A 17,184-nucleotide genomic window follows, 5' to 3' on the forward strand; every position below is an offset into this window, starting at 1 on the left:
GAGGGCCGAGAGGAAGCCGCGGGAGCCGTGGGCGCTAGCAAGAAGTACGCTGCGGTCGCGCACATGACGATCGAGGAGCCCAGAGCTCCGACAACGATGGGTTTCATGGCGTGAGGACCTCGGCAGCGAGGGTGCTACGACTCAGCAAGCTCTTCTCGATCGGGTCGACGCGGAACTTCACGATCGAGACCGACTTCGATTTCTTGAAGGGGCCGAGCTTGAGCTTGCCGACGAGCTTCAGGTCGCCGTCCAGCGGTTGAAAGATGAGGTCGAGCTGGGTGCTGGCGAAGGCGAGAAACTGGGACTGTTCGTTGCGCCCCAGGCTCAGCTTGCCCGTCAGCGGCAGGTCGACCTGGGCAAGGACCAGGTCGAGCTGCACGCCCGCCTTCGCGATGCCGATGTCGATCCCACCAAACGCGCTGGCCGTGAGGTTCATCGTCGGACCCACTGACGCCTCGAGGGCGACGCACTCCGAGAGGCTCGACTCGCCGGGGTCGAAGGGGTTGCCGGTGACGACGTTGCGTAGCGGGGCCAGAAGAATTTGCCGCAGCAGCGTCTTCACAGGTCCGGCTGGGAGTTGCTCGATCGTCGACTCGATATTCGCGATGACCTGCTCCTGCGCTGCGCGAGACTCGAAGTCCTCCGCAGAGGCCAGCGGCAGGTGGGGCCGGCACGCCTCCTCGCCCTGAAGGAAGGTCGCGCTGCCCTCGGCGAGGATGCCGACCGCCCCGCCCGCGTCGAGGTTGAAGCTGACTGGGACCGGGCCGAACATGAACCGGGCCCTGACGATCGTCTTGCTCCTGCTGAACACCACGTCTTCGCTGACGGTGAGACCCGACGCTTGCTCGGCGAAGCTAAACACGTCGTCGTTGAAGATCCTCAGGCCCACGTCGACCGAGCGGTCCCCGAGCAGGGGAGCGTCGAGCGTCGCGTTGGCCCGCACGAGATCCAGCGTGAAGCTCTTCCCGATGTCGCCCTTCACGGTCAAGTTGGCCTCGGTGTTGCTAAACACACCGTCGAGGCCGACGTGGTTGCTGGTCGCGAAGCGAGACTCCAGCTTGATTCGACTGTTGCCGTGGCTGGAGTTGCTCTCCCTGTCAAACCCGAACGAGGTCGCACCGCTCTCGACGTCGCCCTGCGGCACCAGCAGCACGTCGATCGTCCGGCACTTGGCTTCGTCCGCGAGCGCGCGAAACTGCGGGAAGTCGGTGGTGAAGCAGCTGCGCACCACGAAGGCTTCCTCGCCGAGCCACTGCTCTGGATCGAGCACGGCGTCGTAGGCCGCCCCCTCCAGGTACAGGTCATGGGCAATGACGTTGGGCGTCCCGGGCAGCAGCTCGGTGAGCACCGCCTCGTCGACGGTCGCGTCGCCTTCGCCGATGCCCAAGGGCAGCCAGGTCTCGCCGTCCGCGGCCGCCGTGATCTCGTACCTGAGGTGGAGCGGACCCGGCAGATCGTCGAGCGTCTCGACCTGGTCCGGCGAGCGACCGAAGCGAAGCTCCTCGGCGATGTCCGGGTTCGCGGCCAACAGCTCCGCGGGGATCGTGTCGGCGTCGATCGGCGACTCGTAGGGGTCGCGTCCGTTGAAGACGAGCAGGTTCTGCGCGACCAGGATAGGCGTCGCCCGCTCCGGCGTGCCCTCGGTGGGGAGAGCGAGCGGCGGGATCACGCCCACCGACGACTCCGAATCGAAGCCGGCGAACTCGATGTCGACCTGATTGGACTCAGGAATCTCGAGGCGGAACTCCTGCACACAACCCGGCTCCGGGTTGCGGCATGCGGCGTTTGCAGGCTCCTCCGCCCGCGCTTGTGAGAGCACGAGGGGCTCGATCAACGGCTGCTCGGCGGTCGGGTCCAGCTCGATCTGCAGGGTCACGGTCTTGCCCGTGAGGTGGGCGCAGTTGTTGGGTGGCCAGATGAAGCCTTCGTACTCGTGCTCGACGCCGTCGCCGACCAGATCGAACAGCATCCCGTTCGAGCTGCACCCGACCTCGTCGGGGTCTTGCGGGTCGACAAAGGTGACCACCAGCGGCACAGATTCGGTTGGCTCCTCCCCGGGGACGCCGCTGTGTGCCGTGATGCCGATCGTGATCGGGATTCGCTCGTTGAGGAAGGCCGGCTCGAGGTCGCGTCCGAGCTCGACACGGGTGATCTCGACCGACTCGAACGCGGTCGATTCGCTCGTATCCACCTCCTCGCTGCAAGCGACGAGGCCGAGTAAACACACCAACCCGAGCAATTTGGTCGAGTGACGATTTGTAAGTTCTGTGGAGGTCTTCATAGGCTTGTATGGGTCTGCTGTGGCTTCGGAACGTCGGCCTCAGCGGTCGAGGAGGGGAGTATGGGAGGGCGCGTATCGCCGGCCACTCAACCGAGTTGTTCTCTCCCATCGGTCAGACCGATACCGGCGCGGATCCCTTTTGGGGGCCGTCTGGGGCATTCTTGCAGCCAAGAATGAGGGGCGGCTCTGGTGCTGGGCCCGGCTGCCGCTGATCGCCAGCTGCCGAATGCTCGGGCTCGAGCCCTGGGCAGCCTCGAAAGCCACGCGGGCTCGCGCGAAACCGGCGCATCCGCGCGCTTGCGGAGTTCGACGCGGGCGAGAGGAGGTCGAGGCCGTTGGGTGTGTTGGCGTGCCCGACGACCAGGCCCGTAGCCCGCTCGAGTTCTCGCTCGAGCCCGACGACGAGGTCAGCCTCCACCGTGAGCTTGCTCGTCGGGCTCTGTTCCCAGTGCCGACTCGGGGTCCGAACCCATCGAGCTGCGACTGGGCCCTGCGCTGGCGTGTAGCGTTTGCTGCGCGGTGAGTCGCGGTCGCGGTCGCGCTGGGGCTGTCGCCGCCGACAACCCCCGACTCGTAGTTCGAGCTCGCGGTTGGTGATACAGTCCGCGCTCCTTGGGCCCCCTGCTTCAGCGCTCGCGTCCCTCGGGGATCGCCGCGGTCGCCCGTGTCGTCGCTCGCGTGCTGCATGCCGCGATCTTGGTGGTGATCTCCCTCTCGCTGGTGGGCACCGCCAACGCGTCATCGGTCAAGGGTGAGGGCGAGGGTGAGCGGGGCGAGTTCGGCGAGCACGGTCAGGAGTCCCACGAGGATCTGACCGAACCGTCGCGCGACACGGAGTCGGGCGAGTACGAGGCCCTGGAGATGTGCGACGCACGTCGGGCCCGATCCAACCTCGAACCCCACGCGCGCTCGCGCAATTGGTTCTTCGTGCCACGGGTGATCGCACCCACACCGCGTGCGCCTGCGATCAGTCGCCGACTTCGGCGAATCTCAGCAACAGACGACGACCCCGACCCCGACTCCGGCGCGATCTAGTCATCGCCGCTGCGGCTCACCTCGCTCCCACGCACTGACGTGCAATGAGCACGGGTCGCAGCCCCCCGCTGTCGTGTCGTTAGTCCTGTTGTTGTTGTTCGCATGAAAAAGCAATCGTCTCCACCCACACCCACATCCGAATCCACCCCAGCCGGTCTCGGCAAGACGCTGAGCAGCGATCTCCTCAGCGGCGCCGTCGTGTTCCTGGTCGCGCTGCCGCTGTGTCTGGGAATCGCCCTCGCATCTGGCGCGCCGCTGATCAGCGGCATCATCAGCGGCATCGTCGGCGGCATCGTCGTGGGGTCGCTCAGCGGCTCACACACGAGCGTCAGCGGTCCGGCGGCGGGGCTCGTGGCGGTCGTGCTCGCGCAGATCGCGACGCTCGGCAGCTTCGAGGCGTTCTTGTTGGCGGTCATGATCGCGGGCGTCCTGCAGCTCGGCCTGGGCCTGGCCAAGACTGGCGCGCTGGCATCATTCGTGCCGAACAGCGTGATCAAGGGCCTGCTCGCGGCGATCGGCGTGATCCTGATCCTCAAGCAGATCCCGCACGTGCTCGGGCACGACACCGATCCCGAGGGCGAGATGGCCTTCGAGCAGCCCGATCACGAGAACACCTTCTCCGAGCTGCTCGCAATCGCGGGTGACCTGCACGTGGGCGCGGCCGTGATCGGCGTGCTGTCGCTGGCGCTGCTGTTGCTGTGGACTCGCATCGAGGCGGTGAAGCGGTTTCCGGCCCCGCTCGCTGTCGTGATCTTCGGCGTGGGCATGACCTTCGCGTTTGACGCGCTGGGCGGGCCTTGGGCGGTCTCCGCCAGTCACATGGTCCGGGTCCCGGAGGTAGAAGGTGTCTCGGGCTTCGTCGGCCTGCTGACCTGGCCAGACTTCACGCAGTGGTCCAACCCGGCGATCTACGTGGCCGCGGTGACGATCGCGGTGGTCGCCTCGCTCGAGACCCTGCTCAACCTCGAGGCCGTCGATCGGCTCGACGTCGAGCAGCGCAGCTCACCGCCGAATCGTGAGTTGCTGGCCCAGGGGGCCGGCAACATCGTGGCGGGCTTGGTCGGTGGCCTGCCGATCACGTCTGTGGTGATCCGCGGCTCGGTCAACGTCCAGTCCGGGGCCAAGACCAAGCTCTCGGCGATCATCCACGGCGTGCTGCTGGTGGTCACCGTGGTCGGCTTGCCGTGGGCGCTCAACCGGATCCCGCTGGCGTGTCTGGCCGCGATCCTGCTCCTCACCGGGTATCGGCTGGCGAGCCCCGCGATCATTCGCAAGATGTGGGCGGCGGGCCGCGACCAGTTCATTCCGTTCGCCGTCACCGTGGTTGCGATCGTGTTCACGGATCTGCTCGTGGGTCTGTGCATCGGCATGGGGGTCAGCCTGCTGTTCATCCTCAGTCGCCAGCTCCGCCGCCCGGTTCGCCAGATCTCGGAGAAGCACCTCAGCGGCGAGGTGCTCCACATCGAGCTGGCCGAGCAAGTCAGCTTCCTCAATCAGACCTCGCTCGAGCGGGTGCTCGAGGAGCTCCCACGCGGCCGCCACGTGCTGCTGGATGCCCAAGCCAGCGTCTATATCGACCCCGACGTGCTGGCGTTGATCCGCGACTATCGCGACGTGGTGGCCCCCGCCCGGGGTGTGAAGCTGTCGATGATCGGCTTCCGCGACGCGTACGAGCTCGAGGACAAGATCCTGTTCGTCGACTACTCGACCCGCGAGCTGCAGGACCAAGTCTCGCCGGATCAGGTGCTCGAGATCTTGCGGCAGGGCAACCAGCGCTTCGCCGAGGGTCGGCGGCTCAACCGCGACCTCGCGCGTCAGGTTGGGGCGACCGCCCAGGGTCAGCACCCGCTGGCCGTGGTGCTCAGCTGCATCGACTCGCGCACCCCCGCCGAGCTGTTGTTCGATGTGGGCCTGGGTGACGTGTTCAGCGTGCGTGTGGCTGGCAACGTGCTCAGCCCCAAGGTCCTGGGCAGCATGGAGTACGGGTGTGAGGTCGCCGGCTCGCGGTTGATCGCGGTGGTCGGCCACACCCGCTGCGGCGCCGTCACGGCCGCCGTCAAGCAGGCCGTCTCGCCGCCGCCAGCCGACGAGCCACCGCGCTGCCAGCACCTGCACACGATCCTCGAGGACATCGAGGCCAGCGTCGGTGAGGACGTCGTGCGAGAGTTCGAGGCTGCGTCGTCCGAGCGCCAAGACGAGATGATCAACGACGTCGCGCGCGCCAACGTGCTCGCAACCGTGCGGGGGGTGGTCAGCTCCAGCGAGACCATCGCGAAGCTGGTCGCCGAGCAGCGGATCGCGATTGTCGGGGTCCTCTACGACGTGTCGACCGGCACGATGGAGTTCATGGTCGACGACGCCATCGGCCTCGCCGCTCACACGGACGAGGGTTTTCAGCTCGCCCGAGCTGAGTGACGCCGCGCGCGGCGGTTGACGTCGCGCGCGCCCCCACGGCCCAACCAGCCGCGCGCGCGCGCCGACGTCAGGGTCCCCGGGCCGCTCGCGGTCACGCTGCACACTTTTCCGCGAGCGCTCTGGCTGCGTTTGAGCGGCGCTAGCTGACGAACAACACGAGCCCGCGGCCGGCACCGGCCGCGGGCTGCCTCGTGTGTGCACGAGTTCGTGCATACCTGAGCGGTGGGTAATCACGGCGACCCACCCGCAGCGGCCCCGAAGCTGGGCGCCACGGTGGCCAGCGATCTGCTGGCTGCCACGGTCGTGTTCCTGGTCGCGCTGCCGCTGTGTCTGGGCATCGCGCTGGCCTCGGGCGCGCCGCTGATCTCGGGGCTGATCAGCGGGATCGTCGGTGGGCTGGTCGTCGGCTCGCTCAGCGGCTCCCACACCAGCGTCAGCGGCCCGGCGGCGGGGCTCGTGGCCGTGGTCCTGGCCCAGATCGCCGCGCTCGGGAGCTTTGACGCGTTCCTGCTCGCGGTCGCGATCGCGGGGGTGCTGCAGCTCGGCTTTGGTCTGGCGCGGACCGGCGCGCTGGCGTCGTTTGTGCCGACCAGCGTGATCAAGGGCCTGCTCGCGGCGATCGGCGTGATCCTGATCCTCAAGCAGATCCCCCACGTGCTCGGGCACGACACCGATCCCGAGGGCGAGATGTCGTTCGCCCAGCCCGACCGCGAGAACACCTTCTCCGAGCTGCTCGAGATCGCGGGCGATCTGCACGTTGGCGCCGCCGTGATCGGCCTGCTGTCGCTCGCGCTGATGTTCATGTGGGGTCGCGTCGAGAGCCTGAAGCGGTTTCCGGCGCCGCTGGCGGTCGGGATCCTGGGCGTGAGCCTGGCGCTCTCGTTCGAGACGCTCGGCAGCCCCTGGGCCATCTCCGCCAGCCACATGGTTCAGGTCCCGGTCGTCGAGGGGTTGACCGGCTTCGTCGATCTCCTGACCCTGCCCGACTTCTCGCAGTGGTCGAACCCGGCGGTGTACGTGGCGGCGGTGACGATCGCCCTGGTCGCCTCGCTCGAGACGCTGATCAACCTCGAGGCCGTCGACCGCATCGATCCGCAGCAGCGCAGCTCGCCGCCCAACCGCGAGCTGCTCGCGCAGGGGGCCGGCAACATCGTGGCCGGGTTACTCGGCGGCCTGCCGATCACCTCGGTGATCATTCGCGGCACCGTCAACGTTCAGTATGGGGCCAAGACCAAGCTCTCGGCGGTCGTGCATGCGGTGCTGCTGCTGGTCACCGTCGTTGGCTTGCCGTGGGCGCTCAACCGGATCCCGCTGGCGTGTCTGGCGGCGATCCTGCTGGTCACAGGCTTTCGTCTGGCCAGCCCCAAGGTGGTGCGGCAGATGTGGGACGGCGGGCGCGACCAGTTCGTCCCGTTCATGGCGACCGTGCTCGGGATCGTGCTCACGGATCTGCTCATCGGTCTGGGCATCGGCATGGGGGTCAGCCTGCTGTTCGTCCTTCACCGTCAGGTCCACCGCCCGGTTCGGAAGATCACGGAGAAGCACCTGGCCAACGAGGTGCTGCACATCGAGCTCGCCGAGCAGGTCAGCTTTCTCAACCAGAGCGCGCTCGAGCGCGTGCTCGAGGATGTCCCTCGCGGCAGCCACGTGCTCTTGGATGCGCAAGCCAGCACCTACATCGATCCTGACGTGCTGGCGTTGATCCGCGAGTATCGCGACGTGACGGCCCCGGCCCGGGGCGTGAAATTGTCGATGGTCGGCTTCGCTGACAAGTACGAGCTCGAGGACCAGGTGCTGTTCGTCGACTACTCGACGCGCGAGCTGCAAGATCAGGTCACGCCCGCGCAGGTGCTCGAGATCCTGCGTCAGGGCAACCACCGCTTCGTCGACGGTCAGCGACTCAACCGCGATCTCGCGCGCCAGGTCGGGGCGACCGCGCAGGGCCAGCATCCGCTGGCGGTCGTGCTCAGCTGCATCGACTCGCGCACCCCCGCCGAGCTGTTGTTCGACCTCGGCATCGGCGACGTGTTCAGCGTGCGGGTGGCCGGCAACGTGATCAGCCCCAAGGTCATCGGCAGCATGGAGTTCGCGTGTGGGGTCGCGGGCTCACGCCTGATCGTCGTGCTCGGTCACACCCACTGCGGGGCCGTCACCGCCGCCGTCCACCAGGCCGTGTCACCGCCGCCGCCCGAGCACGCGGCTGACTGCCAGCACCTTCACACGATCCTCGACGACATCCAGCGCAACATCGATCCAAGCGTCATCGAGGGGTTCACCCAGCTGTCGAGCGAGCGCCAGCGCGCGCTGATCGACGAGGTCGCGCGCCGCAACGTGCTCGCGGTGGTCCAGGGGATCGTCAGCTCCAGCGAGACCCTCGCGCGGTTGGTCACCGAGCGCCGCATCGCCATTGTTGGCGCGCTCTACGACGTCTCGACCGGGAAGATGGACTTCATGACCGACGAAGCGATCGGTCTATGAAAAAAGCGGAAGACGAAGGGGCCCACAGGATCGTAAGCCGGGTTTTGTCCCTGAGTTCGTTGCCTCGCTCAGGTGGTGATCATTCTTCTTCGCGGCACTACCCGGGACGGGGCGGGCCACCCCTCGTCTTCGACCCGAAGGTCTCGGACATGTCCCTGTTCGGCCTTGCTCCGAGTGGGGTTTACCATGCGACCCTCGTCACCGAGAGCCCGGTGCGCTCTTACCGCACCCTTTCACCCTTACCGACGCGAACGCCGGTGGTTTGCTTTCTGTGGCACTTTCCTGCGGGTCACCCCGACTTGCGTTTCGCAAGCACCCTGCCCTGTGGGGCCCGGACTTTCCTCGATCTGCGAGCCGCGTGAGCAGCTCCGACCGCGATCACCTCAGCCTCTGAACCCTTTCGCTTCCGCCCCGGTATCTAGCACAGCTCGGCGGGCGGGTGTAGGGGCCGCGCGTCAGGGTCGCGAGTCGCGAATGGCGCCGCGGCCCCGGTTGCTGGCGTCACAGACCCTGGCGCGGCGCCTGACTCCGACGTGGGATCGGCGGCACCCGCAGCTGCGCCCTGAAGTACGCGAGCGTGCGGGTCAGGCCGTCGAGCAGCGGGACCCTCGGCTGCCAGCCCAGCAGTTGCTTCGCGCGGCTGATGTCCGGCCGGCGGCGCCTGGGGTCGTCGATTGGCAGCGGCTCGAACACGATGTCGACCCGCGCGTCGACGAGCTCCCGGGTCAGCTTCGCGAGCTCGAGCACGGTGAATTCGTCGGGGTTGCCCAGGTTGATCGGCTCGTGGGTGGCGACCTCGGTCAGCCGCATGATCCCATCGAGCAGATCGCTGACGTACTGGAACGCGCGGGTCTGGGTGCCGTCGCCGTAGACCGTCAACGGCCCGCCCCGCAGCGCCTGGGTGATGAAATTCGAGATCACCCGACCGTCGTCCGGCGCCATGCGTGGGCCGTAGGTGTTGAAGATCCGGACGATCCGCGTGTCGACCCCGAACCGGCGTTGGAAGTCCACGGTCATGGCCTCGGCGTAGCGCTTGGCCTCGTCGTAGACGGCGCGGGGACCGATCGGGTTGACGTTGCCCCAGTACGACTCCCGCTGCGGGTGAACCTCCGGGTCGCCGTAGATCTCGCTGGTCGAGGCCAGCAAGAAGCCCGCGCCGTGACGGCGGGCGAGCTCGAGCAGATGAAACGAGCCCTCGGCGTTGCTGCGCATGCAGGCGATCGAATGGCGCTGATACTGCGGCGGCGAGGCCGGGCTCGCGAGGTGAAAGATCCAGTCGAGCCTGCCCCCGAGCGCGCCCTCGAGATCGAGCGAGAGCGGCTCGATCACGTCGTGCTCGACGAACCCAAACCGGGGCATGCGCCACAGCCGACTCAGGTTGTCCGGGCGACCCGTCACGAAATTGTCGAGACCCAGCAGCGCGTAGCCGCTGGCGATCAGTCGCTCACACAGGTGCGAGCCGATGAACCCGGCGGCGCCGGTCACCAGCGCGCGGCCCTTCACCTGCCCTCGGTTCAGGAGTTGGTTCGCTGTCTTGAAGTTGTTGTGGCTCATGTGGACCTCGTGCTCTGGCGCGACTCACTCGAGCCCGCAGGCCGCTCGGTATTCATCGTCGAGCCAGCGCGCGGCCTGGGTGAGCGCTGGATCGCGTCGACACACGTACAATTCATGCCCGGGCCGGGCATCGACCCGGAACCCGACGGTGCGCAACATCGCCTCGATCGCGGCGTGGTTGGGCACCCACCAGTTCGTGGCGTCGCCCGCCAGGTCGTGCTCGATGAAGGCCATGCTCGGCCAGCCGGGGCGGGTCATCAGCTGGCGTTCTTGCCAGCGCAGACCGCTCGTGCGGGCCGGCTCGGCGGCGTCGGGCAGCGACAGCGACTGGAAGATCAGCGTGTCGGCGCACCGACGCGCGACGATGTCGAGCGCCAGCAGGGGATAGCGAAGGTGGTAAAACAGCCCCATGAACAACACGAGGTCGTAGGTCACGTCGCGCCGGGCGAGGTGGTAGACACTGCTCGGAAACAGGCAGACCTGGGCGTCGAGCCCGAGCTGCCCTCGCGCCCACCGGGCCTGCTCGAGGTAGTGCTCGTCGACGTCGACCGCGTCGACCTGGGCCCCGCGGCGGGCCAGCTCGAAGCTGTAGAAGCCGGCGTTGCAGCCGATGTCCAGCGCGGTGGTGCCCGAGAGATCCGCGGGCAGGCTGGCTTCGAGCTGGCGCCACTTGTAGGCCGGGAAGTCGCCCAGCGGGTGGTCGGGGGCGGTCCGCGAGCCGTCGGGCAGGTGCAGGTTGTGAAACCATGGCCCGCGCTGACGGATCTCGTGCTCGAGCGGTCCGCTGGCTCGCGCGCCGCTCGACTGCAGGGTTTCGGGGCTCATCGCGCACGCCCCTTTATCGCGGCGGCTTCGCGGCAGTAGCCGAGCAGCTGACGGGCACGGTGCGCGCAAGTGTGGGCGCTCAACACCCGCGCGCGCGCACGCTGACCGATCGCGCGGCGCTGATCCTCGCGCAGGCTCGCCAACAGCTCGCCCACCTCCGCGCCCGAGCGGACCAGCAGCAGCTCTTCGTTGGGCGTCAGGATCGTCTCGATCCCCGGCCAGATGTCGCTGATGATCGGCACGCCGCACGCGGCGGCCTCGAACAAGCGCACGCTCGGCGAGTAGCCGGCCTGGATCATGTCGTCGCGGGTCACATTGAGGGCGAAGCGCTGGGCGTTGTAGAAGCTGCTGTGCTCGGGCGGCGGCAGGTGCTCGATACGCTCGACGTTTTTCGGCCAGCGAAGCTGCGCTGGGTAGCGCGAGCCCGCGACGACAAACCGCTGATCGGGCAGCGACCGGGCCGGCTCGCACAGCAGCGACTCGACCCGGACCTGGCGATCGTCGCTGTAGGTGCCGAGGTAACCGAGATCCCAGCGCGTCGCGACGTCGGCCCGAGGCGCGTAGTGTTCGGGGTCGACCGAGCAGTACAGCGCGCGGGCGCAGGGTGAGCCGTGGGTCTGCTCGAGCGTCGCCAGGGTCTCGCCACCCGTGAACGACAAGTACAGGTCAAAGCGTGGGATCAGCGAGGGGTGCAGGTACTCGAAGTCACGCCGGGCCAGCTTGGCGAGCGTCACGGGGGTGTCGATGTCATAGAACGCCCGCAGCCCGCGAGCTCGCTCGAGCACCCAGCGGCTGAGCTCGACGCCATCGGGCACGTACGAGCCGACGATGACCACGTCCGCGTCGCGCACGGCCTCGGCGTGGACGTCACGCAATTCCTCCAAGCTGGCGTACAGGCTGGTCCGACAAAACGGCGGCGTCGGTAGATCTCGGCTCGCGGCGTACCACGCGGTGTCGCGCTCGAGAAAGTGCACGCGCATGCCCATGCGGTCGAGCTCGCGGATCAGCGCGCGATAGGTCGTCGCGTGGCCGTTGCCCCACGACGATGTGATCGAGAGGCCCAGGATCACGATGTCCAGCTCGGTGCGCATCAGCTGATCCCCGGTGAAGACAGCCTGTCTTGGCCGCCCAAGATCGCCTCGACCTCGGCGGCTCGGTGCGCGTAGGTGTGCTCGGCGACCACGCGGCGGCGCGCGGCCTCGCCGATCGTCGCCGCGCGCGTGGGTGACAGGCTTCGCAGGTGCTCGGCGACACCCGCCGAGGACTCGGCGATCAGCACCTCGCGACCGGGCGCGAGGAACTGCTCGATCCCGACCCACGCGTCGCTGATCAGGCACGCGCCCGCGCCAGCCGCCTCGAACACTCGGGTCGCCGGCGAGTAGCCGCACCGCGCCATGCTCTCGCGGTTGATGTTGAGCACCGCCTGCGGCGAACAATTGAACGCGTTGTGATCCCGGGTGTAGACGTGCCCGACCGCGCGCACGTTGTCGGGCAGCGGCTTGTCGCTCCAGCCGTTGCCGCCCAGCACGAAGGTCTGGTCTGGCAGCGCCCGCGCCAGATCGAGGAAGAACGACTCGACCCGCGCCTCGCGATCGGGCAGGCGATTGGCCATCAGCCCCAGCGCGGCCTCGAAGCGCGGATCAGGGGCGACCCGGTGGTGGGTGTCGGGATCGACGGCGTTGTAGATCGGGTGACAGGCGCGCGCGCCGAGGGCCAAATACGCCTCGACCACGGGCGGTCCGCCGCCGTAGGTGAAGATCGCGTCGTAGCGAGCGATCAGCGGGCCGAAGGGATCGTGGCCGTCGCGACTGACTCGCTCGAGGGTCGCTGGCGCGTCGACGTCCCAGAACACCACCGTGTTCGACGCGCGGCGGAGCTCGAGCACCGCCGCCTCGAGCAGCTCATCGAACACCCCCACGCCGCTGGCCTTGATGATCAGGTCGGCGCGAGCGGCCGAGTCGAGCGCCCGCTCGAGTTCCGCGGTGTCGCTCGCGCCGTAGACCACGACCCGCGCCCAGCTTGGGTCCGGGATGTCTCGGTGGGTCTGGCGATCGTAGGCGTCCGGCTCGTAGAACGTGACGGTGTGGCCGCGGCCCGCGAGCGCGCGGATGATCCCGCGGTAGTACGTTGCGGCGCCGTTCCAGTAGGCCGACACCAAGCTCGAGCCAAAAAACGCGATGTTCATGGGTGATCCTCCAGCGCCTGCTCGCGCGGCGGGTTGTGGGTGGTCGTGTCGAGCCCGAGCTCGGCGCAGATCGACATGAGCTCGTTGACTCGGTGCGCGCAGGTGTGCCGCCGCTCGATGCACGCCCGCCCGCGCGCGGCCAGCTCGGCGGCCATCGCTGGATCGGCGAGCAGCGCCCGCATGTGCGCGGCCATCTGTTTGCCGTCCCGCGCGACGAGGTGATCGACGCCCGGCTCGAACAGCCCCTCGCTGTCGTGCCACGGCGAGCAGATCAGCGGGATCCCGCAGGCCAGCGCCTCGAACGGGCGGATCGTGGGGATCCCCGGCAGCTGCGTCACGTACGGTCGACGCGGCACGTGCACGGTCAGGGCGTAGCGCGCGAAGGCCCGCGGCACCTGGTAGTTGGCCAGCCAGCGACCATGGCGGATCCCGGCGTCGGCCAGCGCGTCGAGGGCGTGCTGCGGGTAGCCGACGCCGTGAGACATCGCCGCGAGCCCCAGCGACTTGACCGGCTCGAGCACGAATTCGTGCAGCTCTTGGCTGCGCTCCTCGTCGCCCCAGTTGCCGATCCAGATCAGATCCCCGGCCCGCCGCTCGCCCGCGATCGGGCGAAACAAGCGGGTGTCGGCGGCCTCGTGCCACGTCCACGCGCGCTCGGCCCAGCCGCGCTGAAGGTACAGCTCGCGGATCACCTCGCCGAACGCCAGCACGCCGTCGTAGCTCGATAGGTCGTAGGCGGCCATGGCTTCGGGCCGGGTCACGCTGCGGTGGTGAGTGTCGTGAAACAGCAGCCGGCAATTGGCGTGAGCGCGTCGGTGTGCGCCGAGCCGGCGGACCAGCTCGTGGTCGCTCCACTCGTGCACGATCACCAGCTCGACGCCGTCGAGCGCGTCGTCGAGCGCGTCTTGATCCAGCTGCTCGAGCGCGTACTCGCGGCTCTCGAGCCCGGGGAACGCGTCCACGAAGCTCGCGATCGCCGCGGGACCACCGGGCTCGCGCTGGAGGTTCGCGCGGCTCCAACCGCCGCGCGGCTCGAACACCTCGACGGTGTGACCGCGGGCGATCAGCTCGCGCACGACCCCCCGCAAGAAGTGGGCGTTGCCGTGGTTCCAGTCCGAGACCAGCGAGTGATAGAACGCGGCGACGCGCATCAGGTCACGCTCCTGTGGGCCTGGGTCTGGGTCTGGGTCTGGGTCCGGGCAGGCGCGTCGCACAGCTGGCGGTAGCGATCGAGGTAGCGATCGGCCATCGCGCTTGGGCCGTAGCGCCGCGCCCGGCGACGCGCCCGCTGAGCCAGGTCGGCCCGGCGCGGAGGCGCGTCGATCAGCGCCGTGATCGCGGCCGCCAGCGCGTCGTCGTCGTCGCAGTCGACGAACGTGGCCGCGTCGCCCCACACCTCGCGCAGCGACTCGATGTCACCCAGGACCAGCGCACAGCCAGCCAGCGCGGCCTCGAGCGCCGTCAGTCCAAACGGCTCGTAGCGAGCAGGCAGCGCGTAGATCGAGGCCCGCGCCATCTGAGCGGCGAGCTGCGGCGGGGTCAGGCAGCCGAGCAGCTCGACCTGCTCGAGCAGCGGACCGCCGCCCTCGGGGTGGCGTGCCTGGCCCGCGATCCCGACCGGCCACGCCAGCCGCGGGGCGACCCGTGCGAGCGCGGCCAGGTTCTTGGCCTCGTCCCAGATCCGCCCGGCGGCCAGCACGTAGGGCGCCTTGGCCCCCGCCGGCCAGTCTCGAGCTCGACGCGCGTTGGCGATCACCTGGGCGCCGGGCAGCCGACCGTGGTGGCGCTCGAGCCCGCGCAGCATCGCGTGGGTGGGGGCGACCACGCCGTTGGCCGCGCCCAAGCCCGCGCCAACCCGATCTCGGTAGCGCGACCACTCGGCCGGCGCCGACTCGCGCCTGACCGCCTCGAACCACGTGCACACGCACGAGTGACCAACGACCAGCACGGGCCGCTGCCAGTCGAGGTTGGCGTGGACGTAGTCGTTGAGATGAACCAGGTCAGGCTGGGCCGCGGCCGCGAGCTCGAGCAGCCAGTCGCCCGCGCGGGCCACGTCGTCCCAGGGATCCGTCATCCACTCGAGCTTGTAGGGCCGGGCCTCGAGCCGGAGCCCCGCGACCGCGTTGGCCTGGGCTCGCTGGGCCGGGCTCGGCTCGCCGCCCATCGCCGCCAGCGTGACCGTGACGCCGTGCTGGGCGAGCGCGCGGCACAGCTCGAGCGCGTAGGTCCAGACCCCGCCGAGCGTGTCGGTGGTCATCAGCACGCGCTCGGTCTGGCCAGTCTGGTGTCTCACCGGACCGCCTCCTCTTGGGCCGCGAACGCAGCGGCGCGCGGCCGCTTGGCGTTCACCCCACGCAGCTGACACAGCCACGCGTAGAGCTGCTCGAGGCCAGCGTCGAGGCTGTGTCGCGGACGCCACCCGGTGCGCGCCGCGAACCGCCGCGTGTCGCTGACGTAGTAGCGCTGGTCCCCCACCCGCCAGTCCTCGAAGCTCAGCTTGGGCGCGGCGCCGTGCAGCCGCTCGATCCGACGACACAGCTGCAGCAGCGAGAGCGTGCGGCTCGGACCCCCGCCGATGTTGAACGCCTCGCCCCGCAGCGACTCGACCTGCTCGCGGGCCAGGACCAGCGCGTCGACCAGGTCGCCGACGGCCAGCACGTCGCGGACCTGCCTGCCGTCGCCATAGATCGTGATCGGGCGTCGATCGATCGCCGAGAGCATGAAGTGGGCGACCCAGCCCTGATCCTCGGTGCCCAGCTGCCGCGGCCCGTAGATACAGCTCATGCGAAACACGACGGTCGGTAGGCCGTAGCTGCGGGCGTAGTCGAGGATGTACTGATCCGCCGCGCCCTTCGAGCAACCGTAGGGGCTGTGCAGATCCAGCGGGCGGCGCTCGTCGATCCCGTGCTCGCGCAGCCTGGTGTCGGCGGGCTCGTAGCGCGGCCCTCGGGCCACGAACTTCAGATCCTCGAGCGCGCCGTAGACCTTGTTGGTCGAGGTGAAGATCAGCGGCGGCGGCGTGGGCCGGGCGCGCAGCAGCTCGAGCAGGTTGAGCGTACCGCGGGCGTTGATCTCGAAGTCGCTGATCGGATCGACGAGGCTGGTCGTGACCGCGACCTGGCCCGCGAGGTGATACACCGCGTCGATCTCGTGCTCGAGCGCGCGGCGCAGCGCGAACGGATCGCGCAGATCCACGGCCTCGAACTGCGCGCGGCCGCCATGGCGCTGGCGCAGCCAGCGAAGGTTGGTCTCGGCGCCGCTGCGCGCCAGGTTGTCGACGATCACCACCGCGCGACCGTCGGTCAGCAGCCGATCGACGAGGTTGGTGCCGATGAACCCCGCGCCGCCGGTCACGATCACCAGCGGCTGCCCGTCCTCGACCGACACGCGCTCGCGCTGCCAGCCGGCCAGCTCGCGGACCGCGTCGAACCCACCGCGCTCCCACGCGCGATACAGCAGCTTGGGCGTGCCATCGTTGCGGACCAGACCGCAGTGGTAGTCGTGCTCGTCGAGGTGAAAGCCGGTCTGGGCCGAGCGCTCGGGCTCGAGGTCGCGCAGGCCATACCAGTACAGACGCTCGACCCCGGGCGCCTCGGTCGCGTCGACAAACGCCAGCACCTGGGCGGGCTCATCGTGGCGCGCCGTCGAGTAGCCGGCCTCGGTGATCCAGACCGGGGCGTCGCTGCCGTGGCGATCGAGCACGGCCTGGATCCGCTGGATCTCGGCCGGCCAGCCGCTCCACCTCGCGTCCCACGTGCCGGGAAACCCATGGACGCCGACCACGTCGATGAAGCGCATCAGGCCGCGCTCGAACAAGATCTCGAGCACGTTGGGGTCGATCGGGCTCAGGCCACCCAGGACCACCCGCTTGCCGAGCTCGCGCGACCAGCTCGCGGCGGCCCCGACCATGGCCGAGAACTTGATCCAGCCGGGGTCGCGCGTGTAGTCCCACTCGACCCGATTGTTCGGCTCGTTCCACAGCTCGACATACTCGAACGACTCGCCATATTGCTCGATCACGTGCCCGACGAAGTGCGCGAACAGATCCAGGTTGATCGGCGGCGCCGAGGTCGAGGGGACCTCACCCAGGCTCGGCGGCACATAGTGAAAGCAGGGCAGCAAGTCGAACCGCTCGGTCAGTCGGGGCAGCAACCACTCCAGCCACGCCGGGCCGCCCGGTCGGTTCCAGTCGGCCCACGACACGCCCGTGCGCAGCTGCGACACCCCCAGGCGCTCGAGCCGTTCGATCGAGTCCTCGACCCCGACGTAGGCCTCGAACGGGAACCATTCGACGACCCCGACCTGGATCGACTGCGTGCTCGGGCTGTGGTTCGCGTGGGGTTTGGGTGCGTGCTCCGCCATCGTGTGTGGTCCCTTCGATGATCAGTGGATCAGTGGATCAGTGGATCAG

11 protein-coding genes and 1 other RNA gene are annotated in these 17,184 nt (G+C 68.8%); 3 read left to right on the forward strand and 9 right to left on the reverse strand.

Going from position 1 to position 17,184, the window contains the following annotated elements:
• Positions 1–103: 103 nt before the first annotated feature.
• Positions 104–2,191 carry a hypothetical protein gene (locus tag ENSA7_RS35520; RefSeq protein ID WP_146158519.1) on the reverse strand — a complete coding sequence of 696 codons (2,088 nt, stop codon included), beginning with the start codon at positions 2,189–2,191 and terminating at the stop codon, positions 104–106.
• Positions 2,192–2,893: 702 nt separating this feature from the next.
• Here ENSA7_RS35520 and ENSA7_RS35525 point away from each other — a divergent pair.
• The 3 genes from ENSA7_RS35525 (at position 2,894) to ENSA7_RS35535 (ending at position 8,209) form a co-directional block, all read left to right on the forward strand.
• Positions 2,894–3,316: a hypothetical protein gene (locus ENSA7_RS35525; RefSeq protein ID WP_106093852.1), complete on the forward strand. Its 423-nt coding sequence runs from the start codon at positions 2,894–2,896 to the stop codon at positions 3,314–3,316.
• A 102-nt stretch (positions 3,317–3,418) separates the two neighbouring features.
• Complete coding sequence (locus ENSA7_RS35530) at positions 3,419–5,731, forward strand: SulP family inorganic anion transporter (RefSeq protein ID WP_106093853.1); 2,313 nt, start codon at positions 3,419–3,421, stop codon at positions 5,729–5,731.
• A 222-nt stretch (positions 5,732–5,953) separates the two neighbouring features.
• On the forward strand, positions 5,954–8,209 hold the full coding sequence (locus ENSA7_RS35535; RefSeq protein ID WP_219908116.1) for a SulP family inorganic anion transporter: 2,256 nt from the start codon (positions 5,954–5,956) through the stop codon (positions 8,207–8,209).
• A 17-nt stretch (positions 8,210–8,226) separates the two neighbouring features.
• Here the strand turns inward: ENSA7_RS35535 and rnpB are convergent.
• The 8 genes from rnpB to ENSA7_RS45925 all read right to left on the reverse strand — a co-directional run bounded on the left by rnpB (position 8,227) and on the right by ENSA7_RS45925 (position 17,135).
• Positions 8,227–8,604, reverse strand: an RNA gene (gene rnpB, locus ENSA7_RS35540) — RNase P RNA component class A.
• Positions 8,605–8,710: 106 nt separating this feature from the next.
• Positions 8,711–9,763: a UDP-glucuronic acid decarboxylase family protein gene (locus ENSA7_RS35545; RefSeq protein ID WP_106093854.1), complete on the reverse strand. Its 1,053-nt coding sequence runs from the start codon at positions 9,761–9,763 to the stop codon at positions 8,711–8,713.
• Positions 9,764–9,787: 24 nt separating this feature from the next.
• Entirely contained in the window at positions 9,788–10,588 is an 801-nt protein-coding gene (locus ENSA7_RS35550; RefSeq protein WP_106093855.1) for a TIGR04290 family methyltransferase, read from the reverse strand.
• Positions 10,585–11,679, reverse strand: coding sequence for a CgeB family protein (locus ENSA7_RS35555; RefSeq protein ID WP_106093856.1), 1,095 nt, complete (start codon positions 11,677–11,679; stop codon positions 10,585–10,587). The genes ENSA7_RS35550 and ENSA7_RS35555 overlap by 4 nt, the downstream gene beginning before the upstream one ends.
• Complete coding sequence (locus ENSA7_RS35560) at positions 11,679–12,773, reverse strand: CgeB family protein (RefSeq protein WP_106093857.1); 1,095 nt, start codon at positions 12,771–12,773, stop codon at positions 11,679–11,681. The genes ENSA7_RS35555 and ENSA7_RS35560 overlap by 1 nt, the downstream gene beginning before the upstream one ends.
• The gene (locus ENSA7_RS35565) at positions 12,770–13,924 is read right to left on the reverse strand and encodes a CgeB family protein (RefSeq protein WP_106093858.1); all 1,155 of its coding nucleotides are present in this window, start codon (positions 13,922–13,924) and stop codon (positions 12,770–12,772) included. The genes ENSA7_RS35560 and ENSA7_RS35565 overlap by 4 nt, the downstream gene beginning before the upstream one ends.
• Entirely contained in the window at positions 13,924–15,066 is a 1,143-nt protein-coding gene (locus ENSA7_RS35570; RefSeq protein ID WP_244924018.1) for a glycosyltransferase family 4 protein, read from the reverse strand. Before ENSA7_RS35570 ends, ENSA7_RS35565 begins: the two co-directional genes overlap by 1 nt.
• Positions 15,063–17,135, reverse strand: a complete 2,073-nt coding sequence (locus tag ENSA7_RS45925) for an NAD-dependent epimerase/dehydratase family protein (RefSeq protein ID WP_106093859.1) — start codon at positions 17,133–17,135, stop codon at positions 15,063–15,065. Before ENSA7_RS45925 ends, ENSA7_RS35570 begins: the two co-directional genes overlap by 4 nt.
• Positions 17,136–17,184 lie beyond the last annotated feature (49 nt).

Source organism: Enhygromyxa salina (assembly GCF_002994635.1).
In the GTDB taxonomy this organism is placed as follows: domain Bacteria; phylum Myxococcota_A; class Polyangia; order Nannocystales; family Nannocystaceae; genus Plesiocystis; species Plesiocystis salina_B.